General features: G+C 61.2%; 22 protein-coding genes. 13 read left to right on the plus strand and 9 right to left on the minus strand.

Annotated elements, in window-relative coordinates:
- Nucleotides 1–42: 42 nt before the first annotated feature.
- On the minus strand, nt 43–717 hold the full coding sequence (locus RX328_RS32645; protein WP_213253079.1) for a Crp/Fnr family transcriptional regulator: 675 nt from the start codon (nt 715–717) through the stop codon (nt 43–45).
- A 299-nt stretch (nt 718–1016) separates the two neighbouring features.
- Here RX328_RS32645 and RX328_RS32650 point away from each other — a divergent pair, with 299 nt between their 5' ends.
- From RX328_RS32650 to RX328_RS32675, 6 genes are all read left to right on the plus strand, one after another.
- Complete coding sequence (locus RX328_RS32650) at nt 1017–1838, plus strand: ABC transporter ATP-binding protein (RefSeq protein WP_213253078.1); 822 nt, start codon at nt 1017–1019, stop codon at nt 1836–1838.
- Nucleotides 1835–3766 carry a long-chain fatty acid--CoA ligase gene (locus RX328_RS32655; protein WP_213253077.1) on the plus strand — a complete coding sequence of 644 codons (1932 nt, stop codon included), beginning with the start codon at nt 1835–1837 and terminating at the stop codon, nt 3764–3766. Before RX328_RS32650 ends, RX328_RS32655 begins: the two co-directional genes overlap by 4 nt.
- Nucleotides 3767–3914: 148 nt before the next feature.
- The gene (locus tag RX328_RS32660) at nt 3915–4808 is read left to right on the plus strand and encodes a branched-chain amino acid ABC transporter permease (RefSeq protein ID WP_213253076.1); all 894 of its coding nucleotides are present in this window, start codon (nt 3915–3917) and stop codon (nt 4806–4808) included.
- A gap of 6 nt (nt 4809–4814) precedes the next feature.
- A complete protein-coding gene (locus RX328_RS32665; protein ID WP_213253075.1) occupies nt 4815–5888 on the plus strand; it encodes a branched-chain amino acid ABC transporter permease in 1074 nt (357 codons plus the stop codon).
- A gap of 56 nt (nt 5889–5944) precedes the next feature.
- Nucleotides 5945–7225 carry an ABC transporter substrate-binding protein gene (locus RX328_RS32670; RefSeq protein WP_213253074.1) on the plus strand — a complete coding sequence of 427 codons (1281 nt, stop codon included), beginning with the start codon at nt 5945–5947 and terminating at the stop codon, nt 7223–7225.
- Nucleotides 7226–7435: 210 nt separating this feature from the next.
- On the plus strand, nt 7436–8275 hold the full coding sequence (locus RX328_RS32675) for an ABC transporter ATP-binding protein (RefSeq protein WP_213253073.1): 840 nt from the start codon (nt 7436–7438) through the stop codon (nt 8273–8275).
- 73 nt (nt 8276–8348) lie between these two features.
- Here the strand turns inward: RX328_RS32675 and RX328_RS32680 are convergent, their stop codons facing one another.
- Nucleotides 8349–9509 (minus strand): AGE family epimerase/isomerase, encoded by a 1161-nt coding sequence (locus RX328_RS32680; protein ID WP_213253072.1) that lies wholly within the window; start codon nt 9507–9509, stop codon nt 8349–8351.
- An 89-nt stretch (nt 9510–9598) separates the two neighbouring features.
- Here RX328_RS32680 and RX328_RS32685 point away from each other — a divergent pair, with 89 nt between their 5' ends.
- Complete coding sequence (locus tag RX328_RS32685) at nt 9599–10822, plus strand: phenylacetate--CoA ligase family protein (protein ID WP_213253071.1); 1224 nt, start codon at nt 9599–9601, stop codon at nt 10820–10822.
- A gap of 598 nt (nt 10823–11420) precedes the next feature.
- The gene (locus RX328_RS32690; protein WP_213253070.1) at nt 11421–13001 is read left to right on the plus strand and encodes a hypothetical protein; all 1581 of its coding nucleotides are present in this window, start codon (nt 11421–11423) and stop codon (nt 12999–13001) included.
- A gap of 6 nt (nt 13002–13007) precedes the next feature.
- Here RX328_RS32690 and RX328_RS32695 read toward each other — a convergent pair whose 3' ends face one another.
- The 3 genes from RX328_RS32695 to RX328_RS32705 are packed head-to-tail and all read right to left on the minus strand — an operon-like array spanning nt 13008 to nt 17013.
- Nucleotides 13008–14048, minus strand: coding sequence for a DUF354 domain-containing protein (locus RX328_RS32695; RefSeq protein WP_213253069.1), 1041 nt, complete (start codon nt 14046–14048; stop codon nt 13008–13010).
- Nucleotides 14049–14058: 10 nt separating this feature from the next.
- Nucleotides 14059–16050 (minus strand): hypothetical protein, encoded by a 1992-nt coding sequence (locus RX328_RS32700; RefSeq protein WP_213253068.1) that lies wholly within the window; start codon nt 16048–16050, stop codon nt 14059–14061.
- A gap of 12 nt (nt 16051–16062) precedes the next feature.
- Nucleotides 16063–17013 carry a glycosyltransferase family 2 protein gene (locus RX328_RS32705; RefSeq protein WP_213253067.1) on the minus strand — a complete coding sequence of 317 codons (951 nt, stop codon included), beginning with the start codon at nt 17011–17013 and terminating at the stop codon, nt 16063–16065.
- A gap of 182 nt (nt 17014–17195) precedes the next feature.
- Here RX328_RS32705 and RX328_RS32710 point away from each other — a divergent pair, with 182 nt between their 5' ends.
- Genes RX328_RS32710 through RX328_RS32725 form a run of 4 tightly spaced genes read left to right on the plus strand, consistent with a single transcriptional unit; the run spans nt 17196 to nt 21180 of the window.
- Nucleotides 17196–17993, plus strand: a complete 798-nt coding sequence (locus RX328_RS32710; protein ID WP_213253066.1) for a class I SAM-dependent methyltransferase — start codon at nt 17196–17198, stop codon at nt 17991–17993.
- On the plus strand, nt 17990–18994 hold the full coding sequence (locus tag RX328_RS32715; protein ID WP_213253065.1) for a polysaccharide deacetylase family protein: 1005 nt from the start codon (nt 17990–17992) through the stop codon (nt 18992–18994). The genes RX328_RS32710 and RX328_RS32715 overlap by 4 nt, the downstream gene beginning before the upstream one ends.
- 48 nt (nt 18995–19042) lie before the next feature.
- Nucleotides 19043–20224 carry a hypothetical protein gene (locus RX328_RS32720; protein ID WP_317258551.1) on the plus strand — a complete coding sequence of 394 codons (1182 nt, stop codon included), beginning with the start codon at nt 19043–19045 and terminating at the stop codon, nt 20222–20224.
- Entirely contained in the window at nt 20221–21180 is a 960-nt protein-coding gene (locus RX328_RS32725) for a lysylphosphatidylglycerol synthase domain-containing protein (protein ID WP_213253063.1), read from the plus strand. The genes RX328_RS32720 and RX328_RS32725 overlap by 4 nt, the downstream gene beginning before the upstream one ends.
- A gap of 104 nt (nt 21181–21284) precedes the next feature.
- Here RX328_RS32725 and RX328_RS32730 read toward each other — a convergent pair whose 3' ends face one another.
- The 3 genes from RX328_RS32730 to RX328_RS32740 are packed head-to-tail and all read right to left on the minus strand — an operon-like array spanning nt 21285 to nt 23919.
- Nucleotides 21285–22382 carry a DegT/DnrJ/EryC1/StrS family aminotransferase gene (locus RX328_RS32730; protein WP_213253062.1) on the minus strand — a complete coding sequence of 366 codons (1098 nt, stop codon included), beginning with the start codon at nt 22380–22382 and terminating at the stop codon, nt 21285–21287.
- An 11-nt stretch (nt 22383–22393) separates the two neighbouring features.
- Nucleotides 22394–22861 carry an acyltransferase gene (locus RX328_RS32735; RefSeq protein WP_213253061.1) on the minus strand — a complete coding sequence of 156 codons (468 nt, stop codon included), beginning with the start codon at nt 22859–22861 and terminating at the stop codon, nt 22394–22396.
- Entirely contained in the window at nt 22858–23919 is a 1062-nt protein-coding gene (locus RX328_RS32740) for a Gfo/Idh/MocA family protein (protein WP_213253060.1), read from the minus strand. The genes RX328_RS32735 and RX328_RS32740 overlap by 4 nt, the downstream gene beginning before the upstream one ends.
- 211 nt (nt 23920–24130) lie before the next feature.
- Here RX328_RS32740 and RX328_RS32745 point away from each other — a divergent pair, with 211 nt between their 5' ends.
- Nucleotides 24131–24652, plus strand: coding sequence for a D-glycero-alpha-D-manno-heptose-1,7-bisphosphate 7-phosphatase (locus RX328_RS32745; RefSeq protein WP_213253059.1), 522 nt, complete (start codon nt 24131–24133; stop codon nt 24650–24652).
- 4 nt (nt 24653–24656) lie between these two features.
- On the opposite strand, the gene RX328_RS32750 is transcribed toward RX328_RS32745, so the two are convergent.
- Nucleotides 24657–25820, minus strand: a complete 1164-nt coding sequence (locus tag RX328_RS32750) for a DegT/DnrJ/EryC1/StrS family aminotransferase (RefSeq protein WP_213253058.1) — start codon at nt 25818–25820, stop codon at nt 24657–24659.
- Between the last annotated feature and the right edge of the window lie 280 nt (nt 25821–26100).

A 26100-nucleotide genomic window follows, 5' to 3' on the forward strand; every position in this document is an offset into this window, starting at 1 on the left:
AAGTCTATCGCCATAGCCGTTTGAAATCAGGCTCTTAGGCACCTAGTCGCCATGCTGGCGCAAGCGTTCGAGTTCGATGATGGTGACGCCGCCATATTCGAGCCGCAGCAAACCCTCCTTCTCGAGCCGCTTCAGGCACTGGTTGGCGTTTTGCCGCGAAATACCGGAGAGCGCTCGGATTTCTTCCTGCGTGATCTCCAGATGGCGCGTCATGTCCGGATAGAGAATCGGGTTGAACAACGAGGCGATGGAACGCGCGACGCGGCTGGTTGCGTCGAGCGTGCGGCCATGTTCCACCGCGCCGATGAACTGGCCGAGCCGTTCGTTAAGTTGCCGGACCAGAAAGCGGTTGAAGACGACGCTGTTCTCGAACAGCCAGAAGAAGGTGCTGCGGTCCATCAGCGCCAGCCTGGTGTCGCGCAATGCCACCACGTCGTAACGGCGCGGCTCGCTCTTCAGCACCGTGCCTTCGCCGAACCAGGCGCCCGCCGTGAGGCCAGCGAACGTCGCCGCCTTGCCCCCGCTCGATACGGTACTCATTCGGGCAAGGCCGGTGACGATGCCGGTCCAATAGTCGAAGCGATCGCCGCGCATGAAGATATGCTCGTTGGCGCGGTAGGATTTCTCGAGGATGCCGGCACGGGCGACTTCGATTTCCCGCTCGTTCAGTTCGCGCGACCAGGCCGCGATGCGCTTGAGGTAATCCGCAGCAATCATGATCGCATCGACCGTAGCGCCCTATACTTGCTGCACTGCAACAGAAGTGCAGCCTGGCAAAATTTCCCGACGAATTGTCAGGCAAAAGACATTTCAAACTATCGCATTGCCCTAAGGAGGGCCACCTCGGCAGGTGCGCCATGGCGCGACTGGTTGGGGTGCGGCGTTACCACGCGTGATGCCGGCCGTGATCGGCATCGTAGTCGGATGGCCGGAAGGCGACTGCGGATGTAAGATTGCGGGTGTAGTTGCGAACGATAGATAAAGAGCGCGGCAAGCGCCTTATCTGGAGGGAATGAGTGGCTTATACGTTGGAAGTGCGCGGCGTGTCGCTGCGCTTCGGTGGCGTCCGTGCGCTGACCGAGGTCTCGTTCGGCGTGAACGAGGGCGAATTGTTCTCGATCATCGGCCCGAACGGCGCCGGCAAGACCTCGATCGTCAATTGTATTTCCGGCCGCTACAAGCCGACCGAAGGCCAGCTTTTCTACCGCGGCAAGGACATCACCGGCCTCAATCCGAACGCCCGGCCGTCCCTCGGCATCGGGCGCACCTTCCAGAACCTAGCGCTATTCCACCACATGAGCGTGCTCGACAACATCATGGTCGGGCGGCACCACCTCTTGAAGAACAATTTTATCACCGGCTCGCTGTACTGGCTGACCGGCGCGCGGCGCGAAGAACTCGAGCACCGCCGCAAGGTGGAGGAAATCATCGACTTCCTCGACCTGCAGTCGGTGCGCAAGGCCACCGCCGGCACCCTGCCCTACGGCTTGCGCAAGCGCGTAGAGCTTGCCCGCGCCATGGCCCTGGAGCCGCAACTGATTCTACTCGACGAGCCGATGGCCGGCATGAACTTCGAGGAAAAGGAGGACATGGCGCGCTACATCGTCGACCTCAACGAAGAGTTCGGCATGACCGTGATGATGATCGAGCACGACATGGGCGTGGTGATGGATATCTCCCACCGCGTCATGGTGCTGGATTTCGGCCGCAAGATCGCCGAGGGCGATCCCGCTTCCGTGCTCGCCGATCCCCATGTGAAGCGCGCCTATCTTGGCGAAGAGGACGAGGTCCTCGTCGACCCCGACGATACGCCGACGCCTGCGGAGAGCGCAGCATGATGGATTACGCCGGGCGCGCCGCCCAAGCCGATACCTTTCCAAAGCTGTTGCGCCTCAACGCCAGGGAGCACGGCGGCGAAATCGCCCTGCGCGAAAAGGATCTTGGGCTGTGGCGCGTCTTCACCTGGAGCGATTACCAGACCCGCGTCCATGATTTCGCGCTCGGCTTGATCGAACTTGGTCTTGGGCGCGGCGACGTCATCGGCATCATCGGTGACAATCGCCCGGACTGGGTGGCCGCCGAAATCGCAACGCATGCCATCGGCGCCATGAGCTTGGGTCTTTATCGCGACGTGCTGGACGAGGAAGCGGCCTATTTGCTCAGCTACGGCGAGGCCAAGCTGGTATTCGCCGAGGACGAGGAGCAGGTCGACAAGCTGCTGGCGTTGGCCGATCGCGCCCCCAACCTCAAGCACATCGTCTATTCCGATCCGCGTGGCATGCGGAAATACGACGATCCCCGTCTGATGGAAGCCGAGAAGCTGGCCACGATGGGACGCGACCGCGCCGCGCGTGAGCCCGGGCTCTACGATCGGTTGGTCGATGCGACGCGAGGCGAGTATGTCGCGATCCTCTGCACGACATCGGGCACCACGGCCAATCCCAAGCTGGCGATGCTGGCGGCTGGACGCGTCCTGAGACATTGCGCGACGTATTTGGCGTTCGATCCGAAGGGCCCGGACGACGAATATGTCTCGGTGCTGCCGCTGCCCTGGATCATGGAACAGGTCTACGCGCTCGGCAAAGGGCTGCTGTGCCGGATGAAGGTCAACTTCGTCGAAGAGCCCGAGACCATGATGCACGATTTCCGCGAAATCGCGCCGACCTTCGTGCTGTTCGCGCCGCGGCTCTGGGAATCGATCGCCGCCGATGTACGCGCCGGCGTGATGGATTCCTCGCCGCTCAAGCAAAAACTGTTCGACGTCGGTATGAAGGTCGGGCTTTCGGCGCTGGCGCAGGGCAAGCATTCGATCTTTGCCGATCAACTCTTGTTCCGCGCGCTGCGCGACCGCTTGGGTTTCACGCGGCTGCGCTCGGCTGCAACCGGCGGTGCCGCGCTCGGGCCTGACACCTTCAAGTTCTTCCAGGCCATGGGGGTGCCGCTGCGCACGCTCTATGGCCAGACCGAATTGCTGGGTGCCTACACGCTGCATCCCGCCGGCAAGGTCGATCCGGATACGACTGGCGTGCCAATGGCCGACGATATCGAGATCCGCGTCGACAACCCTGATGTCAACGGTGTCGGCGAGATCGTCGTGCGCCATCCCAACATGTTCTTGGGCTATTACAAGAATCCGGAAGCCTCGGCCGCCGACATGAAGGACGGCTGGATGCATTCCGGCGATGCCGGCTACTTCAACGAAGATGGCCAGCTCGTCGTCATCGACCGCATCAAGGATCTCGCCGAAACCGCGCGCGGCGAGCGCTTCTCGCCGCAATATCTGGAAAACAAGCTAAAATTCTCGCCCTACATCGCGGAGACGGTGGTGCTCGGCGCCGGCCGCGACGCGCTGGCGGCTATGATCTGTATTCGTTATTCGATCATCTCGAAATGGGCGGAGAAGAACCGCATCTCGTTCACGACCTATACCGACCTCTCCTCGCGCCCCGAGGTCTATGCGCTGTTGCGCAAGGAGGTGGAAGGCGTCAACGCCACGCTGCCGCCGGCGCAGCGTATCTCCCGCTTCCTGCTGCTCTACAAGGAGCTCGACGCCGACGATGGCGAATTGACCCGTACCCGAAAGGTCCGCCGCAGCGTCATCAACGAAAAATACGCCGACATCATCGACGCGATTTATGGCGGCAAGAGCGACATTCCGGTCGATACCGTAATCCGCTTCCAGGACGGCACCACTCAGCGCATTCGCACGACGCTGCGGGTCGTCGATCTCGGCGGCCCTGCGCCGATGGCGGAGGCCGCGGAATGATCCGAGTGTCATCCAAGGCGCCGCAAATACGGTTGTCATGCGCGGGCTTGACCCGGGCATCCATCCGCTTCGGAAAAAGTGCTTTTTTCAGGCGACGGATCGCCGGGTCAAGCCCGGCGATGACAGCTATCACGTTCGGTGAGTTCGCATGAACACCCAGCTCCTGATCCAGCTCCTGGTCAACGGCCTCGTGGTCGGCACGCTCTATGGCGTGGTCGCGATGTCGTTTGTGCTGATCTACAAGGCGACGCAGGTGGTGAACTTCGCGCAGGGCGAACTGCTGCTGGTGGGCGCCTGGGTATGCTGGTGGCTGCTGACCAAATATCAGGTGCCGTTCTTTCTGGGCATGCCGATCACGCTGGTGTTCATGTTCCTGTTCGGCATCGCGATCCAGATCGTCATCCTGCGCCCCATGATTGGCGAGCCGATCATTTCCGTGATTATGGTGACGATCGCGCTCTCGACGGTGTTTTCGGCACTGATGAAATGGATGTTCGGCGTCAATTTGCAGCCGTTCCCGCGCATCTTTGAGACCCAGAACGTCAACATCCTCGGACTGCAGGTGCAGACCGTCTATCTGATGAGTCTTGCCGTCTCAATGGCGATGATGATTGGGATGGCGTGGTTCTTCCGCCTCTCCAAGTATGGTCTGGCGATGCGCGCCACCGCGTTCAACCAGCAGGTGGCGCAGTCGCTCGGCATTTCCGTCAAAAGCGTATTCGCGATGGCCTGGGCGATCTCGGCGACGGTCTCCGCCGTCGCAGGCGTGGTGGTGGCCGTCGTCAACGGCGTCTCGGCAGGCCTCTCTGCCTATGGTGTCAAGGTGTTTCCGGCGGCGATCCTCGGCGGTCTCGACAGTGTCGGCGGCGCGGTGCTCGGCGGCATCATCATCGGGCTATTGGAAAACATCGCGCATTTTCTCGACAGTGAATATCTGCACTGGGGCAATCTCTACGAGATCGCGCCGTTCTATGCCCTTATCATCATCCTCATGATCAAGCCGTACGGCCTGTTCGGCACCAAAGACATCGAGCGGGTGTAAGCAATTATGGCAGGCCAGACCCTCATTCCCGCCGGCGATTTCCGCACCAGCTATGCGGCGGACACCACCGTGTTTCCGTCCACGACCAGCCGCAACGCCATGATCGCCGGTATTGTGCTGATTTGCTTTGCGCCACACGTCGTCAACGAATACGTGCTCAGCCTGCTGATCCAGATCGGCATCTTCGGCATCGCAGCACTTGGGCTGAACATCGTCGTCGGCTTCACCGGCCAGATCTCAATCGGTCACGCTGCCTTCTTCGGCTTCGGGGCCTTCACCTCGGCCTATCTCTCGAACCGGTTCGGCATTCCCGTCTTCTTCTGCATTCCGCTCGCCGGCGTCGTAACGGCCGCGGTCGGCTTGGTCTTCGGCCTGCCTGCCGCGCGGCTGAAGGGGCTTTATCTCGCGATCGCGACGCTGGCGGCGCAGTACATTCTGCTCGACTTCTTTGCCCGCGCCGAATGGTTCACCGGCGGCAGCGTTCCCGCCAGCGCCGAACCGTTCTCGATCTTCGGATACATGCTGCGTGGCGATAAGCAATATTTTTATGTCGTACTGGCCTATGTCGTCGTCTGTTATCTCCTGGTTACCAACCTGATCCGTTCGCGCGACGGACGCGCGCTGGTCGCCGTGCGCGACCATTATCTGTCCGCCGAGATCATGGGCATCAACCTGACCAAATACCGGACGCTGTCGTTCGGCCTCGCCGCCTTCTTTGCAGGCGTCGGCGGCGCGCTCTATGCGCATTATAATCAGGTTGTCTCCAACGAAGGCTTTGGCATCGATCGCTCGATCATCTTCCTCGCCATGATCATCATCGGCGGGCTCGGCTCGATCATGGGCACGCTGATGGGAACGGCGTTCATGGTGCTGCTGCCGGAATCGATGGAATGGATCAGCGTCGCGCTCCGCGACAGCCCGATCGATCAATTTCTAGGACTAAAGAACAATATCGCTTTCTTGCGCGAAATGGCCATCGGCCTGATCATCATCGTCTTTCTGGTGTTCGAGCCGGACGGCCTTGCGCATCGATGGCGACAGATCAAGGCATACTGGAAACTCTACCCGTTCTCGCATTGAGGTCGGAACGGGACAACAACGAGAAGACCTCGAGAACTAACCGGGAGGATTATTCCATGACGATGAAGACTCTATTGAGTACGGCCTCGCTGGCTTTGCTGTTGGGCAGCAGCGCGGCATTGGCCCAGGCGCCGATCGCGCTCGGGCATCTCACCGACTATTCGGGTCCCACCTCGGACGTCGGAACGCCGTTCGGACAGGGTGTCGCGGATACCTATGCGTGGATCAACAAGAGCGGCGGCATTAACGGCGCCAAGGTCAGTCTCGATACCGTCGATTACGGCTATCAGGTGCCGCGCGCCATTGCCCAGTACAAGAAATGGTCGGGCGCCGACAAAGTCGCCGCCATTCTCGGCTGGGGCACCGCCGACACTGAAGCGCTGACGGGGTTCCTGGCCCAGGACAAGATCCCGGATATCTCGGCATCCTATGCCGCAGCACTCTCCGATCCGACCGGCGCCGGCGGCAAGGCCAAGCCCGCACCCTACAACTTCTTCTACGGCCCGAGCTACTCAGACGCACTTCGCGGCATGCTAACCTGGGCCGCCGAAGACTGGAAAGCCAAGGCCAAGTCCGGCAAGCCGAAATACGTCCACATGGGCGCCAACCACCCCTATCCGAACGCGCCGAAGGCGGCAGGTGAAGCGATTGCCACCGACCTCGGGTTCGAAGTGCTGCCGCCGATCGTGTTCGCATTGACGCCCGGCGACTACAGCGCGCAGTGCCTGACGCTGAAGAGCTCGGGCGCCAACTACGCCTATCTGGGCAATACCGCCGGCTCGAACATCTCCGTGCTCAACGCCTGCAAGGCGGCCGGCGTCGACGTTCAGTTCCTTGGCAACGTCTGGGGCATGGACGAAAATGCCGCCAAGGCTGCAGGTGCTGCCGCCGACGGCGTGGTGTTTCCGCTGCGCACCGCGATCGCCTGGGGCGGCAACGCGCCCGGCATGAAGACCTTCATGGAAATCTCCAAGATGTCGGACGCGGCCGGTACCGCCTACCGTCCCGTGCACTACCTCGCCGGCGTCTGCACCGCGCTCTACATGAAGGAAGCCGTCGAATGGGCTGCCAAGAACGGCGGCGCTACCGGCGAGAACGTCAAGAAGGGCTTCTACCAGAAGAAGGATTGGGTGCCCGCCGGCGGCGAAGGCATTTGCAACCCCTCGACCTTCACCGAGAAGGATCACCGCGGCACGCTCAAGGTCGATCTGTATCGCATGAAGGTCGCAGGCGCGACCGACGCCCCGCTCAACGAGCTCGTCAAGAACGGCGGCATCAAGATGGAGAAAGTGAAGACGATCGACCTGCCGCGCAAGCCCGAGTGGCTGGGTTGGTAAGGCTAGGAGACGCATCTGTAAGCGCCTCACACTCAAATGTCATCCCCCGCGAAAGCGGGGAATCCAGTACGCCGTAGCGTCTCAGTCGATCGCAGGCGCCTCTGGAATACTGGATCACCCGCCCCAGTGCGCAATTGCGCACAAGGCGGGTGATGACGGCGGTGGATGGAGCGGAAGTCCGCTCTACTAACAACGCCAGGATCAAGAAACATGACTGAAGCAACCGAACTCAATCGTCCCGCGACGGCGGCGGCACAAGCCGCCCCGCTGCTCAGCGTCCACAACATCGAAGTGGTCTACGACAAGGTCATCCTGGTGCTGCGCGGCTTGAGCCTCGAAGTGCCGAAGGGCGCGATCGTAGCACTGCTCGGCGCCAACGGCGCCGGCAAGTCGACGACGCTGAAGGCGATCTCGGGCCTGCTCAAGACCGAGGACGGCGAAGTGATCCGCGGCGAAATCGTGTTCGACGGCGAGCGCATCAACGGCATCGACCCTGACAAGATCGTCCGCCGCGGCATCTTCCAGGTGATGGAAGGCCGCCGCATCATCGCCGACATGACCTCGATCGAAAACCTGAAGCTCGGCGCGTTCACGCGCACCGACAACGAGATCGCCGCCGACATTGACATGGTGTTCAGATATTTCCCGCGGCTGAAGGAGCGCACCGGGCTCGCCGGCTACCTCTCCGGCGGCGAACAGCAGATGCTGGCGATTGGCCGCGCGCTGATGGCGCGCCCCAAGATGATCCTGATGGACGAGCCGTCGATGGGCCTGTCGCCGCTCCTGGTCAAGGAAGTGTTTGGTATCATCAAAGCGATCAACCGCGACCTCGGCGTCACCATCCTGCTGGTGGAGCAGAACGCGCGCGCGGCGCTGTCGGTCGCGAGCCACGGCTACATCATGGAACAGGGCAAGGTGGTGCTCGACGGCACCGCTGACGAACTGCGCGACAACGAGGACGTCAAGGAGTTCTATCTCGGCGGCGCCGGCGACCAGCGCAAGAGTTTCAAGAACCTCAAAAGCTTCAAGCGGCGAAAGCGGTGGTTGTGAACAATAGCGTTTTCGAGCGAAGTGGAGACCGGTTCGCGTGAAGAAAACACGTCAAAACAAAAAAATTAGGTACTCAGCCGAGCACCTGGTCCGCTTCCGCCACCGCGCAAAGAACATGATAGAACGAAGACGCAGGGATGGTGGCGACCAGCGAGTTGCCGTCGCGGTCGAATTGGTCGTACCAGCCGCCCGTGACGGGATGGCTGAGATAGTGCCGTTCGAGCCGCGCCAGCGCCGCTCGCGCTTCGTCGGCCGCGCCTGCCTCGCCCGCCTCAGCCTGCGCGATCCACGCCTTGGCGATTTCCGTCTGCGGCCACAGCCGGCGCGTATGCCGCCTGATGTTGCCGCGAGCATCGCCTTCGTCGATCAGGCAGCCAGTCGCCTCGTCGCGATAGCGCAGCGCCGATGCCAGCAATTCGCCGCGGTAACGCCCGGTCGGACAGCCGGTGATGCGCTCAAAACCTTTCAGCAGCCACGCCCATTCCGCCTGATGTCCGGGCTCGACGCTGACCGGCTCGATCTTCGACCAGTCCTCCTCGAAATATTCGCCAAGCACCTGCCGCTGCTTATCGTAGAGGTTGGCCAGAAACAGGCTGAAGAAATTCCCGGCGCGGTTCTGGAACACGGTGTCGTGCGTCGCGTCGAACGCCGCGATCATCGCTTCGAACAGATGCATCTGCGGGTTCTGCCGCCGCGGCATCGATACCGGCAATCCCTCATGAACGCCACCATGCGGCGAGCGCAACTGAGTATCGATGAAATGACACAGCGCGTCGATCTCGGCGCGGATCTGCGCGTCGCGATCCAATCCATAGACGGTTGCCAAGGCGAGCAGGACAAAGCCGTGATCGTAGGAGTCCCGCAGCGGATCCAGCATTGCCCCATCGGGCTTCAGCGTGTGCACAAAGCCAGGCTTGCCGTCGGGGGCTTTCGCCTTCGCCAGCAGGTGCTCCAGCCCCTTGAGCGCGATCGCGCGCCCCTGCGGATACCAGCCCATTTGCGCCGCCTTGGCGTAGCAATAGATCTGGCGCGCCAGCACGAAAACCCGGCGCGGCGCCAAGCGGTCTGCACGGCCGTCCGGATCGAGCCGATCGATAAATCCGCCCGCTACGTCGTCCCAGCCTTCGGTCGACCACAGCGGCAAGCAATGCTCGACCATGCGAAGCTTCAGCCTCGCGACGATATCGGCCCAATCCAGCGTGTCTGCCGCCGCAGCGGTATCTCTTTCAGCCATTGCGTTTCCTGGAACATCAACATCGGTAGAAGCCGTCTGATAGCACGTCAGAGGCGGCACGCAATCGGCCCTCACCTGAGGCATCAGCCATGACCGACCACTACGACGCCCTTGAAACGCGCGAGCCGGGCATACGCGAGGCGGAGCTGTTTTCAAAGCTTCCGGACGTCCTGCGCAAGGCGCTCGCCGCGCCGGCTTATGCCGAGCGGTTGAAAGGCATCGATCCCGCCGCCGTGACCAGCCGCGCCTCGCTTGCTGAGTTGCCCGTGCTGCGCAAATCGGAACTCCCTGCCCTGCACAAGGCCGCGCCGCCCTTCGGCGGGTTCGTGTCGGGGCCGCTTGGGTCGTTCGGACGGCTGTATACCTCGCCGGGACCGATCTTCGAGCCCGAGCCCGTTCACGCCGACCCTTGGCGTGGTGCGCGGGCGCTGTTCGCGGCCGGCTTCCGGCCCGGCGACGTGGTGCTCAACACCTTCAGCTACCATCTGACGCCGGGCGGCTTCATTTTCGACGCCTCGGCACGGGCGCTGGGCTGTGCGGTGATTCCGGCCGGCCCCGGCAATACCGAGCAGCAGTTTGAACTGATCGAAGCCTATCGCCCGGTCGGCTATAGCGGCACGCCTGATTTCCTCAAGATCCTGCTCGACGCCGCCGCGAATGCCGGACGGGATGTCTCCTCGATCAAGCGCGGGCTGGTCTCCGGCGCGGCGTTTCCGAAATCACTGCAGGACGAAGTCAAGGCGCGCGGCATCGACGCCTATCAGGCGTTCGGCACCGCCGACCTCGGCATGGTCGCGTTCGAGACGCCGGCGCGCGAAGGCATGGTCGTCAACGAGGATCTGATCATGGAGATCGTGCGTCCCGGCACCGGCGATCCGGTGGCGCCCGGCGACGTCGGCGAGATCGTCGTCACCTCGCTCGATCCGCAGCATCCCTGGATCAGGCTCGCGCTCGGCGATCTCACCGCAGCGCTGCCCGGGACGAGCCCATGCGGACGCACGAATATGCGCATCAAGGGCTGGATGGGCCGCGCCGATCAGACCACCAAGGTCAAGGGCATGTTCGTCCGCCCCGAGCAGATCGCCGAGATCGGCAAGCGCCATCCCGAACTCGGACGGCTGCGCCTTGTGGTCATGCGATCCGGCGAGAGCGATGTGATGGCGCTGAAGGCGGAGACAGCCACGCCAGGCGAAGCGCTTCAGAGCGAGCTCGCCGCCACCTTGCGCTCCGTGACGAAGCTTGGCGGCAATGTCGAACTGGTTGGCGCAGGCTCCCTGCCGAATGACGGCAAGGTGATATCAGACGAGCGCTAAGGCACCTGGCTATCAATTGGCGTCCCAACATGGCGCGCGCCTATCTTGGTTCGCTAGTTGCGCTCGTTGCTCCTGGTGCTGCTGTCGATGTAGTAGTTTGGCCAATCGCTTGATCAAATTAACATGGGAGGGCACGCCAGATCGGCGTGCTCTCTGCGGTCGACTCCACTGATCAGAAAAACTAAGAATGCTCCCGGCTAGCTGCGGCTAGCCTGATGTGGGTGCTTTTGTATCTCGGTCTTTTTCAATGCTACTCGAAGCCAGCCTGTACGCCGTCGGTCAAAGCATCCTCGCAACTGGCATGGCGCTTGCTTTTGGAATGATGCCGCGGCTGCTGCCGCTCCCCATCGCGGGCCGGCTTGCGTTCGGGATTGCCGCCGCGCCGTTCGCGACAGCGTCGCTCGCGGTATTGCTGATGACGTTGTGGCCAGGCCAGCCGGCGTGGCTACTCGCGCTCCTGCCGGGACTCACCGGTCTAGCGCTGCTTGTCACGGGGCGGCCAATCTTACGCAAAATCTGCGGTTCGGCACGCGAAACGCGCTGGCGCGATCCCTTGTTCTGGATCACCAGCGCTTGCCTTGCGTTTCTTGCATGGATCGTGCTCGCGCGCGTCGCCCATTACACGGTTCAGCCCACGGCAAATTCGGATTCGCTGCAATACCTCGCGGAGGCACGTCACCTACTGTCGCATCGCAGCCTGTTCGCATACTCCGGCATGGAAGGCCTGCCGGACGGCACGTTGCGCGGCGATGCGCATGGCGTACTTTGGATCGCCTATCTCGCCTCCGCGCTCGCCTTCGCGCCGGCTGCCGATAGTGTCGGCCAGGACGCACTGGCACGCGTCGCATTTCAGTTCCCGCTCGCCGCCTATGTTGCCGGCGGGGTCGCTTGTGCCAGCGTGATCAGGCTTCCGTTGGCGATCCCGCTGTCGGTTGTTCTGTTGCTCGCAGTGCCCGGCCTTTCCGGTACGTCCATCGGCGGTGATCGGGACGCGTTTCGTCTGGCGGCTTTGCTTCTCCTCAGCACCTTCCTGCTGGCCCATGCCCGCGCGGCCCTGCTTCACGCAGTTCATCCAGCGGTATTGATGCTAGCCGTCGTTCTCGGTGCTTGGGCGCTTCAGGGGCACGGGCTTGCCATCGTGCTGGTTCCGGTCCTGACGGGTGTTTGGTTCCTATCGACGCTCATTTTGCGTTTGCCTGCATACCGCGCAATTTTGCTGGCTGCAGCCGTGGCGATAGGCTTCGCCATCGCCGCCCAGCCTGTCATTTCCGCCTATCTTCGCACCGGTTCACCCGTTGGCGACAACGTCGCGGCCTCCGAGGTCCTCAAAGGGACCGTTTACGTCCAAGGCACGTCGAAGCGCGACGAGGCCCGCATCGGCGCCGGTTCCGATCGGATTACGCGAATTGGCATTACGATTGCGCGTGATGGTGGCTGGCCGAGCGTGGTTGCGCTCATGACTCTGTTGGGCGTGACGTTCTCGCTTGCGTCGAGATGCAGATTTGTGGGCCGTCATGCGAGCCCGGTGGTGCCGTTTCTGCTCTCGGCGTGGTTCATAGGTGAGACGCTGATTCTGCTCGACGCACTGCCGTTGGGCCATTTCAAGATCGGTGCCTGGACGGTGCTGAACGCGCGTTATGCGATGCAATGGTACGTCGCCGCGGGCCTCCTGGCCGCATGGGGCATTGCGGCTGCGGTTGCCATAGTGCGAAGACTCTTTCCAACGCGGACGATGCTCACGCGAGCGTTGGCTGGCGGCGTCCTGATTGCTGGAACGGCGCTGACGGGTCGCGCGCTGAAACACGGCTGGCCCGTCTATGAAACCGCGGTGTATCGCGTCTTTGCCAGTCGCCTGGAGCAGGCCACAAAGGCACTACCGACGAATTGCGCGATCCTCTCCGAGGATACCGGCGTGAATTTCCACGCCACGCGGACGGTCGTTCAGATGTACAGCACCACCGTTCTGCCGATGATGCGTATTGAGACACCACAGGCCGTCCTGGATTGGCTTGACAGCCGGCATCTGTGCGCCGTTGTCCTATACTCGGGATTGTACATCGATACCGCGGGCCCAGACACGCCGCTTGCGCGGCTGCTTGCCAGCGACGCGTTCCGACTCGAAAATGGTGCGCCTTGGCGAATCTATATTCGCTCAAGCTACCCAACGATGGTGCGATGAGTCCCCCTAGGGAAAGCCGCGGTCGAACTGGTCCAGCAGCCAGTCTGCAAGGTTGTGTTTCTCGGACAGCATTCGAGCGCGACGCGCTGCCATTTCCGCCTCGAGGCCAGAATCGGCGAGCATCGCGCGGATCATTTCAAGCATGGCGTCGAATTGCGAGGGCCGGAAACCCCATGCCAGCCGGTAGCGATCTTCGAGCTCGGTGATCACCGAGCACTTGCCAACGAAAGTATTGCAGCGGATCGCGGGCCGCCCGAGTATGGCCGCTTCCATCGTCATCGTCTGGCTGTCGCTGACGAGCATTTTCGCGAAGGCGAGGATGCTGTGCATCTGTTCCGGCGGTGCCCGGAAAGCGTGCCCACGCAGAGATGCCGGCAGGTCTCCCTCGCCATTGACGAAAACGCGCCCATACGGCTGGAGCGCGCCGACGAGACGCTCGACCTGCGTTACCGCAAGGCCCTTCGCACCGACATCGTGGTGTGCGGTGAGTTCAACCAGCCGCACGATGATGAAAGGCTCTCCCATGCTGACCCCGAGATGCGCGAGCGCGCCGGGATCGGGCGTGAAATGGTCCGGGTGCAGGTAGGCCAGTTCGTGATAGCTCTCGTGCGTGCGGACCTTCGATGTTTTGGGATCGCGTAGGATCGACGGGATCACGATCCGGGTTGCGAAGGGATAAGTGACGCGAGCGAACAGCGGCACGTAATCGGCATCGTCCTCGTTGAGCACGATAGAGGGGCGTCCGATCAGGCGACCGACATGCGCGACCGATACTGATGTCCCAACCAGGAAGTCCGGGCGCGCCGGCAGGCAGGCTTTCAGGACATGTCCGTTGTGGATGAGTAATTCGATCGCGCTTCCGATGAGCCCGGTGCGCGGCCTGGAGGCCACCGTATGGGGCAGACTGTAGTGGTCGAGCAGCCGTCCGATGATGCCGCGATCGCGTGTCGTAATCGTCACGCGGTCACCACGCTCGATCAGGCTCTTCGCCACGTTCCTGAAAAGGTGGACGTGTGCCGGGTGACCTAGGTCAAGCAGGACGTGCATCGTTCCCGCCTCAGCGCGAATATAGTGTAGGGATATTAGAGATGGCTGACAGGACCTCGGTCGGTTCGAGCCCGATGACGCTACAGTACCAGGCGATGGAATCGAAGCGAGGCGCGTTCTCGCTCTCAGAGAGCCGCAGCGCGCGCTCCCGGTCCATCACTCCCTCACGGATCTGATTGGACCGAAAGGTGTCGTTCTCGCTGAAGCCGGCGACCCGGTAGTAAATGTAATTGTAGAACGCCGCCGTGCCGTCGCCGATCCGCCAAGTTGACTTCGTGTCGCTCGCCGTCTCCCAGTCATATCCGCCGAGCAATGTGCCGTTCACGTCGTCCTCGACCCAGGGAACGTAATCGAACAGACGCAGATATTGATGCTTGATGAAATAATAGCTTGCGAAGGCGCCGGCCGTATCGAACAACGATCGGTTGAGGTAGCGCGGGTTTCGCAGGAAATTCAGGCCGTAATAGGCGGCCATCCGCGCCTGCGCGAGAGACGAGGGCCGGTGTCCGAGCGTTGGCGGCACGCCGCAGAACCCGGCCTTGAAATGTGTTTTCTCGAGCGGATTCGACGCCAGCACAGTCGTTTCAAGGCCGAGCTTCTTGCCGAGATCGTTGGCGTAGTAGAAGTATTGCTTGTCACCAGCCATAAAGAGCGGGATCATCCCGAGTACCGGCTGCTGCAGCCAGGCGCTGACGTTGCGCCGGATATTCGCCCGCTTCTCCGCGATGTCTGCGGAGACCAAGATGTGCTCAACCTTGAGCGCACCACACATGCGCGCCTGGTTGCGCCGTGCGAGGTCGGTAATCATGCCCCAATCGTAGGTATAAGCGACAGGCTTCAGGCCGAGTTCACGCACCGCATAGTGAAGGCCGTAGCTGCTATCACGTCCGCCGCTCAGCGTGAACAGACAGTCCGCGCCGCCGTTGCGGCGCGCGGCCTTCAGCTTTTCCGCTGCGGCCTCAAGTGCCTCCCGCCCTCGATAGCGGTGCGGCGTATGACTGTTGCAGAAATTGCAGACACCATTCACGTCGAACGCGATGAACGGCACGGTTTCGGGGAGGATACAGCGCTTGCACCGCTTCAACGCACTAATCGGGGCCGGATCGATCTCGAAGCATGAAAAGTTACCACGCGGCACGGCCGGCGCCGAGTTGAAAGCGGCCTCGCGTGCATCCGCAGGTGTCTCATCGCGCAATTCGCGTCGCCGGCCCGGAATGGATATCTCCTCGCTGCCCGTACCGTGCAAGTCCACGCGGTGAATGCGCAGAGCTCCCAGTTCAATGATAAGCGCATCCTCAGCAGGGATCTGCTGGATCAATCCCATCGGCCAGTCGAGTCCCTTAGTACGTTGGAAGGCTTCGAGGATGTAGCGCTCGGAGGCGAACACGAGCGAGCGATTAGAGGCGTCTTGCACCGTGTAGAGCGAGCCGTTGTTGGTTGCCAGGACGATACAATCGAGGCTGTCGAAGACCAGCGCAGTTGAGACCGTGCCCACGATCTTGCGAAAGGTCTCGCGCAGAGTGCGTACCGGGCCTGTCCCGCGCGCAAGCTCGCTGCCTATCAGTTGTAACATCACCTCGGTATCGACCTCGGCCTGCCGCACGAGGTCGTTCGACGTGCGCCAGAGCGCCTCGTCATTGACGATGATACCGTTGTGCACGCCCAGGACTCCTCTGGAGAGCACGGGTTGGTTGTTCGCGTGGACGTTCTGCGCGCCGTTTGTGACCAGCCGGGAATGCCCCAGAAGCGCAAATGGCCGCGGCGAACGGTAGATCGCACTAAGCGACTGGTCGAGAAAGGCGCGGAAATGTGCCGAACGCAGGAAGTACTTGGGCCGAATCGGGCTCTTCTGGAAACTGATCGCTTCGGGCAGCACCGCCGCGATCCCGGCGGATTCCTTGCCGCGCGTCTCAGAAAGCAGAAACAAGCTCTCGACGGCGCGTTCCAGCCGCTCGCGGGGCAGGTCTCGCGGGTCTGCAATTACTCCGAAGATTCCGCACATCGATGCAGTTCCCTACTTCAGATGCCGGTTCATTTCCATGTCGAACCACATTGCGAACAACATCGACTGCCAGCCCATAATGAGCAGAAAGGCCGTGAACAGCGGCGTGTTGTCACCGACCGAGCCGACGAAGAGCCGGTAGCCGACGACATACAGGCCGAACAGAAGGCCGAGCGCCAGCAGCAAGAACCCGGTGAAGTAGAACAACACCAGTGGGTGGAAATCGCGGATGACGTATTTTTGCACCATCCGGTGCCCGAATAACCGTAGCAGCAGCAGCGACAGGTGTGGCACAAGCCGGATCGGCCGGATGCCGGACTCCTCGCCGATTCCATAGACTGGCTTGATGGGGATGTCGCATACCCGGAAATTATAGATGTTCAGCTTCACCAGCATATCGTTCGGCATGCCATAGCGCTTGTAGATGCCGTCGAGGTCGATGGTCTTCAAGACGTTGAGGTTCGCCACGGTATAGCCGGTCTGCGAATCCGCGATGTGCCAGTAGCCGGATGCAATCTTGGTTAGCATTGAAAGCAAGCTGTTTCCAATGTAACGAACGCGGGGTATCTTCATCCACGCCTCGCCGGTGAACAGCCGGTTTCCCTTGGCGTAGTCGACCTCGCCGGCAACCACCGGATCGAGGAGGGTGTGAAGGTCTTCCGGGTCCATCTGCGCGTCGCCCGCCATGACGGCCGTCACGTCGATGCCCTCATCCCGCGCCCAGCGGTAGCCTGCGGCGATCGCGCCGCCAACGCCCTCGTTCTGCGGCAGCCGGATCAGCACGACGCGTCCGGGCTGCGCAGCCACATGTTCCTCGATGATCGCGCTGGTGCGGTCCCGGCTCTGGTCATCGACGCACACGATGTGGTCGACGAAATCCGGCATCGTCCCGATGACGCGCGCAATGAGTTTCTCTTCGTTGTAGCAAGGCACAACGACGGCGACGGTCTTGTCTTTGTACATTTAGCTCGCTAAACCCCGGGGTGGGACAGAAGGACCGGTCCTGCGCGCGCGCCGCGACGGTCTAAGACAATGATTTTATCCGACAAAACGTCGCTGCGATCAATACCGACGAAGGGGCTTGCGCTAGGCAAACGGCTGCGCGAGGAATGCGCCCACGGAACCGCGGCGCGAACGAGAACGAAATGAGCAATGCAACGCTCCAGTTCTATAACGAGCAGGCTCGCCGATACGCGGAGCTTCGCGCCCGCCCCATACAGGTCTACACCGACGCCGCGGAGCGCGCGGCGCTCGAACCTTACGCGCTTGCTGCTTCTGATATCCTCGATCTCGGCTGCGGTGAGGGACGGCTCACCCGCTGGATCGCAGCGATGAAGCGCAAACATGGGGGAAGCTTTCGGGTCCACGGTGTCGACTTCAGTCCGGAAATGATCGCACAGGCGCTGCGTTTCAACGGCGACCTTCCGGCCACCTATGGCGTCGGCGACGCGATGGCCCTCGAATTTCCAGACGGCAGTTTCGATCTCGTTGCTTCCTGCACCGCGCCGAACAATTTCCCAACGCTTGAGGGTGCCCTGTCCGAGATCCACCGCGTCCTGCGCCCCGGCGGCATCTTCTTTGCGACGATCATCAACGCCGAGGAGACGGCCCGTTTTGCCCGCTACGTCTACTACGCTCCCTATTTTCTCTGGCGAGGAGTGAAACGGCTAGGCGGTGGAGCAGGTGGATATCATCGGGTTCTTTATTCGCGCGACGAACTCGAACGTCTGCTCGCCGGCCGCTTCGAGACTGTCGAACTCAGCGGCATGCGCGTCGTATCGGATTTCGTACCCGAGTTTCCGCTCAACGTGTGGCCGCCCCTCTTCCCGATTATGCGCGGCATTCTGAAATTCACGCGCGACCTCGATCGCCGTCTCGAACGCCATCCCCACTTCGGCCGGCACGCGCGCTTCCATCTCGTTGTTGCAAGAGCGGTGAAATGACCGCAAGGACCGAACCGCCGCATATTGTCGTCACGGTGGACGTGGAGGATTTCTTCGAGCCGCGCCCGCCCTTCGACACTTATCGGGCCGAGACTGGCGGCGAACCCTGGGGCGCGCCGCTGATCATGGACATCCTCGAACGTCATGGTGGGCACGGCACCTTCTTCGTCGATGTCTATAACCGTCGCACCGTTTCAGAGGCGCTGGTCGCGAACTGCGTTCAGGAGATCGCGGCGCGCGGGCACGAGGTCGGCCTGCATACGCACCCTGCTTTCCCCGAAGGGCGGCGAGGCTACGGCATGGCTCAGACGATGAAAGCCCATTCGCTTGCGGAACAGGCGGAGTTCGTCGCCGACGGCGTTGCGATGATCGAACGCTGGATCGGAAAGCGTCCAGTGAGCCACCGCGCAGGCGGCTACGGAGCGAACTATGACACGCTCGCTGCGCTGGCCGCGATCGGCATCAGCGTGGATTCGAGCGTCTTCCACGGCTATTCCCATTGCGGTCTGAATGAGCCGCCGCTCACGGTCAACGCCCCCGTCTGGCATTCCGGCGTGCTGGAGGTGCCGGTCACCGTGACGCGCTGCGAACTGGCATTCGGTCCGCTGCGGCTGTTCTCGATGGTCAAAAAGCTCGATCCGGATTGGTGCAGCCCCGGCGAACTGCGTCGTCAGATCGACGCCACCATCGCGGCCGACGCTGGCCCTGTCCTCCTGTTCCTGCATTCCTATTCGCTGCTCGACATCGAAAACGGCTTCCGACCGGACGCGCGGTCCGCCGAGGTGCTCAACAGTCTGCTCGGCTATGCGATCAGCAGACACAGCGCAAGGCTTACCACGCTCGCTGAGGCGGCGCGGGTCTACCCTGCCGACCGACCCGATGCGCTCGCGCCACCGCCGGTCGTGCGTTCCGATCTCGCCTGGCGCGACCGCGAACTTGCCTTCTGGCTGGCGCGCAAGGTCAGGCCGCGCCACGTGCGGGCTGCATTGGGGTTGCGCTGACATGGCGCAGTTATGTTAGTACAATGTCGTGATGCATGATGAGTAAGCATGGCGCAGCATGTGAAAGCAGCCGAAACGGGGCCTGGCACCCATGAGATTTACCACGCCATTGCCGCGCTCGGCGAATGGCTGGAGACTGCCGACTATCGAGGCAACGATCCCTATCAGCTAGACAGCGTCATCACGCAGGCGGCCGGTCGCCCGATCATCGGTCCGCTGGTCGGTTTCGCCCGCAAGGTGCTAAAGCCCTACCATGGTCTGATTCCGCGGCGTGTTTTCTCCGCGGCGAAGCCGATCCTGATCCCGCAGGCGCTTGGTGATGCGCTTTCCGGCGAGGGATTTCGCGAGCCGGACGAGCCGGCCCGCCGCCGCGCGAGACGGCTTTTCACGCTGATCGGAGAGACGCGCAGTCCTCTTGCGCGAAACGACGCGTGGGGACTGCCCTTTCCCTGGGGCGGCGCGGATCGCCACCCACCACACTGGCCTACGGCGATTTCGACGACCTTCGTAGTTAACGGCCTGCTCGACGCGCTCCATCTGCTCGACCGGGCGGCTGCTATTGCACGACTCGAGTCCGCATTGCGCTTCCTGCTCGAGGAATGCGGGGTGGAGGAGACCGATGCCGGACCCTGCGTACGCTTCGGACCAGGCGACAACCGACTCATTCTGAACGTGAGCGCGGCTGCCGCAGCGGTGATGGTCCGCATAGGCGAACTGCTCGGCCGCGACGAGCTTCTCGACTTCGCACATCGTGCGCTGCGGCTCGTCGCACACCATCAGAACCCTAACGGTTCGTGGTATTACGCGCCGGCGCACGGCAGCCACGCCCTCGACACGATCATCGATAGCCGCCACACGGGGTATATCCTGGAGGGGCTCGTCGTCGGCAATGCGCGTTTCCGTGATCCTGTCCTGGAAGCAGCTATCGAGGCCGGTTGGAACTATGTCGAAACGACGCTCCTCGATGACGAGATGCCGCGCTGGAGCCCGCAGCAAACCTGGCCGGTGGATTCCCATGACGTGGCACAGTCCATTCTCACGGCGCTTTCACTCGGCAAGATAAAACTCGCCGACCGGCATGTTGTGTTTGCCATGCGCCGGTTCCATCGCGGTGGAGGCCTGTTCCGGTATAAGCTATTCGAGGATGGGCGCTCTAACGATGCGGTCTTTGTCCGTTGGACGCAAGCGCCAATGTACAAGGCGCTTGCACGCTATTGGCACAAACGATGAGCCCCCCGACCCGCCGCCTATTGCTCTGGAGCGCGACGTTGGTGCTCGGTGTAGCTGTCTGCACCTATCTCGGCTGGCGAGTCGAATGGAGTGCGTTCGCTCGCCTTACGCTGACGCAGCTCTCCATACTTCTTATCTCGACGTTGGTGCTGATCGGCCTGCATGCCTTAGGAGCGGCAGCCTTGCTGCGCGGGCTCGGCTTCCGTACGGGGCTAAGGCCCGTACTGACGGCCATGCTGGCGGCGAGCACGGTGAGTCTCGCGGGTGATCCGAAGCTCGGCGTACCGGCGCGGCTTGCACTTTATCGGCTGCTTGCTGGTGTACCCCTCCGCATAGGCACTACGGCGACCTTGGTAGAGAGCCTGCTTTGGATGCTTCTGATGGGGGCCATCGTCGCAGTGCCCGGGCCGCTTGCGGCTGGATACGCGCTGCCACTATCGCTGTTCGCTGCCGCGACTGTCGCCGGAGCTATCGCGCTGGTTGCATTTGGTCCAGGCCTGTTCGAACGGCTCTGGTTGCTTGGGCCCCTCCTGCGCAGGCTTGGCGCCGTGCGGCGCTTTGTGCTCGACGTGCGGAAGGCCATTCTTGGCATCAGCCCGTTCTGGCTTGCCATCGCGACTCTGTGGCTTGCGATGACCTATCTTGTTGATGTCTGGTCGATCTGGTTTTTGGCGGACGCGTTGGGCACGGCGCTGCATCCGATCGCCGTCAGCCATGCCATCGTGATCTCATATCTAGCCGGCGCTGCCTCGCTGCTGCCGCTTGGCTTGGGCGTTCGCGACGGGGCATTCGCGCTATTGTTGGAGCGCGCCGGCGCACCTGCGGATGTCGCCGCCCTTATTGCGCTTCTGCACCGGACCCTGCGCACTGTACTGCCGCTCGTGCTCGGCTTCATCGTGTCACTCGCGATCCTACGGCGGTATCGTAACGCAGGTGCGGTCATCGAGAGGCCATGAAACTGTCGTCCCCAAAACTCGCCGGCATAGCATCGCGCCTAAATTCCTCAATGCCGGGCAAAAGTGATGGACGCGAGCGTCAGCTCTTAGGACGCAATTGTGCCTCAGAACCCGTGAACAAGGTCGATCACCGTCCGCTGTTGATCGGCGGTGATCTCGGCAAACATCGGCAGCGACAGGATACGTCCCTGATCGCGATGCGCATTCGGAAATTGCTCGGGACGGTGGTCAAACCGCTGATACGCGGCCAGGAACGGCAGCGCCGTCGGATAGTTGATCGCCGTCTGCACGCCGTTCGCGTTCAGATGCGCCGCCAGCGCGTCGCGGCGCGGATGCTTGATCGTGTAGAGATGATAGACGTGGGTGCGGTCAGGCGCGACCTGAGGCACGATCACATCCTCGATCTGGTTGAGGCCGGCATCGTAGGCTTTCGCCGCATCCTGACGCGCCTTGGTCCACTGCGCGAGATGCGGCAGTTTCGCCGACAGGATCGCGGCCTGCATGCCGTCGAGCCGGCTGTTGATACCTTCGATATAATGCTGATGCTTTACCAGGCCGCCGTGCCGCGCCAGCATCGTCATGTGCTCGGCGAGCGCGGCGTCGTTGGTGACGACGGCACCGGCATCCCCCATCGCGCCGAGATTCTTGCCCGGGTAGAACGAATAGGTCGCGGCCGCGCCGAACGTACCTACCTGCTGTCCCTTGTAACGCGCGAGATGGGCCTGCGCGCAATCCTCGATCACCCAGAGCTTGTGCTTGCGCGCAATCGCCATGATCGCATCCATGTCGGCCGGCTGCCCGTAGAGGTGCACGGGGATGATGCCGACGGTGCGCGGCGTGATCGCGGCCTCGATCGCCGCCGGATCGATTGTGAAGGTCGAGCCCTTGGTGTCGCAGAACACCACGGTGGCGCCGGCATGCGTGATCATTGCAGACGTGCTGATCCAAGAATGCGCCGTGGTGATCACCTCGTCGCCCGGCTTAACCTTCAGCGCGGCCATGGCGAGATACAGCGCATCGGTACCGTTGGCGCAGGACACGCAATGCTTGACGTCAACGGCAGCGGCGAACTCCCGTTCGAACGCGTCGACGTAGGACCCGCGAATGAACGCATTGTCGCGGATGACGGAGGCAATCGCGCCGTCGATCTCGCTCTTGATGGTCTGATACTGCAGTTGCAGATCCGCAAAAGGCACCGGCATCGGTCGGCTTCCTACTTGTCCGCCAGCAGCCGGCGCGCCGGGTTGCCGGCATAGATCCCTGGCGACGTGATATCTCCGGTCACAACAGAGCCTGCGCCGATGACGACGTCATCGGCGATCCTTACCGGCAAGATCGTCGCGTTGGAACCGATTGAGACGCGATCACCGATCACGGTCTCGCGCCACAAATCCCTGTTACCCTGGGCCGGACCTCCGATCGAGAACGTATCGTTCACGAACATCACGCCATGGCCGACAAAACAATCTTCGCCGATCGTGACCAGTTCACAGATGAAGGTGTGAGACTGCACCCGTGTGCGGGCGCCTATCACGACGTCTTTCTGAACTTCGGTGAATGGCCCGACAAAGCAATGGTCGCCGATTTTGCAGCCGTAGAGATTGCACGGCTCGACGATCTTGACGCCTCTGCCGAAAGCAACGTCGCGAACGCCGGCTTGATATATCTCAGGCCGGTTCACGAGACGATACCGAGCCGGCCCAGCCGCGGAGTAAAACGCAGCGGCACCTCCGCGCCCGTCTCGATCGATTCATAGAGTGCGGATATCAATTCCAGGCTCTTGCGGCCCTCGAGACCATCGACCAGCGCCGAGCGCTGGTTCACCAGGCAATCGATCACATGCTGGTAGTAGGCCTGGTGACCGAAGCCGTAGACGTTCGGCGGATTGACGGAAAACTTCTCGATCACGTCCTTGTCTGACGGAAGTTCGTCGACAAAGCGCCAATGCCGTATCTGGTTGACGGCAAAGCCGGCGATCTCGACGGTTCCCTTCTCGCCCAGAATCGACAGTGAGCCCTCGAGGTCGGTTGGGCGCACCGCCGTCGTTGCCTCGATGATGCCAAGCGCGCCGTTGCGGAACTTCAGCGTTGCCACCGCGGTGTCCTCGGCCTCGATCTTCACCAGCGCTGTAACGGCGCGGGCGTGAACACTGACGACGTCGCCGAAAAACCACTCCAACATGTCGATGTGGTGGCTGGCCTGGTTGGAAAGCACGCCTCCGTCATAGGCCCAGGTGCCGCGCCAGGCGTCCTGGTCGTAATAGCTTTGATCGCGGCACCAGCGCACGCGGACGGTGCCGAGGACAAGGCGGCCGAAACGCCCCGCCTCCAGCGCCTCGCGAGCCTTCACCACAGGAACGTTGAAGCGGTTTTGCTTGATGACGAACAGCTTGACGCCGGCTTCGTCACAGGCACGGACCATGTCATCGGCGTCCCGTAGCCGTAACGCCATCGGCTTCTCGACAACTGCGTGCTTTCCGCTTTTGGCGCAGGCGAGGACATGAGCAGAATGCATCCCGCTCGGCGTCAGCACCGCCACCGCGTCGACGTCTTTTCGGGCGAGAAAAGCCTCCATGTCGTAGTCGGCAGAGACGCCGAATTTGGAAGCAAGCGCGTCGGCACGGCTGCGAACGGGGTCGCATACCGCGACCAACCTGGCTCCATCGACATGATTGCCACCCAAAAGGTCGGCGTGACGTTTTGCGATGCGCCCGCATCCGAGCAGGCCGAATCTGATCATGGAGAGCCCTATTTAATTTACCACCCGAATCACGTTATCCGCCCAACCATCCGAAGCCAACCCTTCAAAGAGGGCTGCCTTCCAAATCCAAGGCAGGGCTGCTAGATTTCGTCCCTTCTAAAGGCGTTTGACAAGTACCCTAGACGAGTTTTAGCGATTCGTCCGTCAAGCGCGGAGTCGGACGAAACCGCGATGTGCTTTCAGGCCAAGAATGAAGCGACCAGCAGTTTTCTTTGATCGAGATGGCGTACTCAATGAAGACCACGGTTATGTTTACGAGATCAGCAAACTGAAGTGGATAGCTGGCGCACGTGAAGCTGTAAAGGCTGCCAACGACGCTGGATATCTTGTATTCGTTATTACGAACCAATCAGGCGTAGCTAGAGGTCTTTACGAAGAGCATCACGTGCAAGCTCTGCATGAATGGATGGCAGGTGATCTGGCTAGAATCGGAGCTTACATAGACGCATTCGAATATTGCCCCTATCATCCCAATGCGGTGATAGAGCGATATCGCAAGGTAAGCCATCGACGAAAGCCTGCTCCAGGAATGATCACCGATCTTCTGGAACGCTTCCCAGTAGATATCAGTCGCAGCATTCTCGTAGGAGACAAGCCAACTGATTTGGAGGCAGCGCGGGCCGTTGGCATTCGAGGACTTCTGTTCTCGGGTGGCGATCTGGCAAAACTGGTGAGATCAGTCATAGATCCCAAGAAGAACGTGAGCGGCTGAAGTGTCAGGCGGGCGCGTTATCCCCTTGCTGCAGCACATAGCGACGAATCACCTCTATGATGTAGTCCTGAGTAGCTCGATCGAGATACGGATGCATCGGTAAGCTGACCACCCGTTTCGACAATGCCTCGCTGACCGGCAAGCCAGATTCCAACTTGGGATAGCCACGATAAGCGGTCTGCTGATGCATAGGCCTCTCGTAATAAATCATCGTGGGAATGTTGAACGTCTTTAGGCCCTCCATGAAGTTCTTTCGATCAAGCTCCTGAGGCAGGCGAATAGTATATTGCGCCCATACAGACCTATTACCGCTCACGACATGAGGCACGCTGACAACGTCGCGCAAGGCATCTGTGTAACGCCTTGCGACTGATTGACGTGCTTCAACTTCATCATCGAAGATCTTGAGTTTTTCAAGCAGGATTGCAGCCTGTATCGTATCAAGCCGAGCGGTTAGCCCGATCCGAACGTTGTCATATTTGCCCGCGCCCTGACCGTGAACGCGTATACTACGAAGAAGGCTGGCAAGCTCAGCATCATTCGTAAAAATCGCGCCCCCGTCCCCGTAGCATCCAAGGGGCTTTGCCGGAAAAAAGCTCGTTGTCGTCGCTAGCCCAAATGTACCGAGTCTTCGTCCATCACAGCTTGCTCCGAAGCTTTGTGCTGCATCGTCAAGAACAAACAGTCCTTCGGCAGCCGCAACCTCCTCAATGCCGTGATGATCAGCGGCTTGACCAAAAAGATCTACTGGTATGACAGCCTTGGCCTGCAAGCCAAGCTGCTTCGCGAGCGCAATACCTTGCTTTAGCGAAACAGGATCGATATTGAACGTCTCTTCGTTGACGTCCACAAAGATCGGCGTGGCGCCCACTAGCACCACCACTTCGGCTGTCGCGCAGAAGGTAAATGAGGGACAGATTACGGCGTCACCCGCGCCAACACCCTTTGCCATGAGCACCATGAGCAACGCATCTGTCCCGCTTGCACAGCTTACGACGTGCTTGCTATCCGAGAAGAAACCGAGCTCTACTTCAAGTTGTGCGACCTCTGGACCATTGATGAACTGACCATGATCCAAGACTCTTTTAATGGATTGATCGATTGAATCCTTAAGCCGAGTTCGCTGCTCCGCAATATCGATGAAGGGAATCTCTTTGGTTACGCGCATGCTTATCTATTGCCCCTACGTATGCTTCGCGCTGTGTTGACCTGCATCAACCTCGATTATTACCTAAATCGGAACGCGACCTCGAGCAACTTATGCACATTGGCGGTTTACTGGCCAGAGGTAGACATTCTCGTTCTGCTCACAGATTTTTACTGATATTGTCTACTTTGCTCTTCTTCGCGGAGGCGGAATCGCGGTCACGGTGGAGATAGCTAACTTCCCAAACCGCGGGAGTTCGTGTACACGTGATCTGCTGGTTTAGCGCTTTTGTTCTGTGACC

The organism is Bradyrhizobium sp. sBnM-33, from assembly GCF_032917945.1.
Classification (GTDB): Bacteria; Pseudomonadota; Alphaproteobacteria; order Rhizobiales; family Xanthobacteraceae; genus Bradyrhizobium.

Excerpts from the sequence above, each read along its gene's own strand:
- RX328_RS32645 (WP_213253079.1), bottom strand. The coding sequence starts at position 717 with ATGATTGCTGCGGATTACCTCAAGCGCATCGCGGCCTGGTCGCGCGAA.
- RX328_RS32655 (WP_213253077.1), top strand. The coding sequence starts at position 1,835 with ATGATGGATTACGCCGGGCGCGCCGCCCAAGCCGATACCTTTCCAAAG.
- RX328_RS32660 (WP_213253076.1), top strand. The coding sequence starts at position 3,915 with ATGAACACCCAGCTCCTGATCCAGCTCCTGGTCAACGGCCTCGTGGTC.
- RX328_RS32665 (WP_213253075.1), top strand. The coding sequence starts at position 4,815 with ATGGCAGGCCAGACCCTCATTCCCGCCGGCGATTTCCGCACCAGCTAT.
- RX328_RS32670 (WP_213253074.1), top strand. The coding sequence starts at position 5,945 with ATGACGATGAAGACTCTATTGAGTACGGCCTCGCTGGCTTTGCTGTTG.
- RX328_RS32675 (WP_213253073.1), top strand. The coding sequence starts at position 7,436 with ATGACTGAAGCAACCGAACTCAATCGTCCCGCGACGGCGGCGGCACAA.
- RX328_RS32680 (WP_213253072.1), bottom strand. The coding sequence starts at position 9,509 with ATGGCTGAAAGAGATACCGCTGCGGCGGCAGACACGCTGGATTGGGCC.
- RX328_RS32685 (WP_213253071.1), top strand. The coding sequence starts at position 9,599 with ATGACCGACCACTACGACGCCCTTGAAACGCGCGAGCCGGGCATACGC.
- RX328_RS32695 (WP_213253069.1), bottom strand. The coding sequence starts at position 14,048 with ATGCACGTCCTGCTTGACCTAGGTCACCCGGCACACGTCCACCTTTTC.
- RX328_RS32700 (WP_213253068.1), bottom strand. The coding sequence starts at position 16,050 with ATGTGCGGAATCTTCGGAGTAATTGCAGACCCGCGAGACCTGCCCCGC.
- RX328_RS32705 (WP_213253067.1), bottom strand. The coding sequence starts at position 17,013 with ATGTACAAAGACAAGACCGTCGCCGTCGTTGTGCCTTGCTACAACGAA.
- RX328_RS32710 (WP_213253066.1), top strand. The coding sequence starts at position 17,196 with ATGAGCAATGCAACGCTCCAGTTCTATAACGAGCAGGCTCGCCGATAC.
- RX328_RS32715 (WP_213253065.1), top strand. The coding sequence starts at position 17,990 with ATGACCGCAAGGACCGAACCGCCGCATATTGTCGTCACGGTGGACGTG.
- RX328_RS32720 (WP_317258551.1), top strand. The coding sequence starts at position 19,043 with ATGGCGCAGCATGTGAAAGCAGCCGAAACGGGGCCTGGCACCCATGAG.
- RX328_RS32725 (WP_213253063.1), top strand. The coding sequence starts at position 20,221 with ATGAGCCCCCCGACCCGCCGCCTATTGCTCTGGAGCGCGACGTTGGTG.
- RX328_RS32730 (WP_213253062.1), bottom strand. The coding sequence starts at position 22,382 with ATGCCGGTGCCTTTTGCGGATCTGCAACTGCAGTATCAGACCATCAAG.
- RX328_RS32740 (WP_213253060.1), bottom strand. The coding sequence starts at position 23,919 with ATGATCAGATTCGGCCTGCTCGGATGCGGGCGCATCGCAAAACGTCAC.
- RX328_RS32745 (WP_213253059.1), top strand. The coding sequence starts at position 24,131 with ATGAAGCGACCAGCAGTTTTCTTTGATCGAGATGGCGTACTCAATGAA.
- RX328_RS32750 (WP_213253058.1), bottom strand. The coding sequence starts at position 25,820 with ATGCGCGTAACCAAAGAGATTCCCTTCATCGATATTGCGGAGCAGCGA.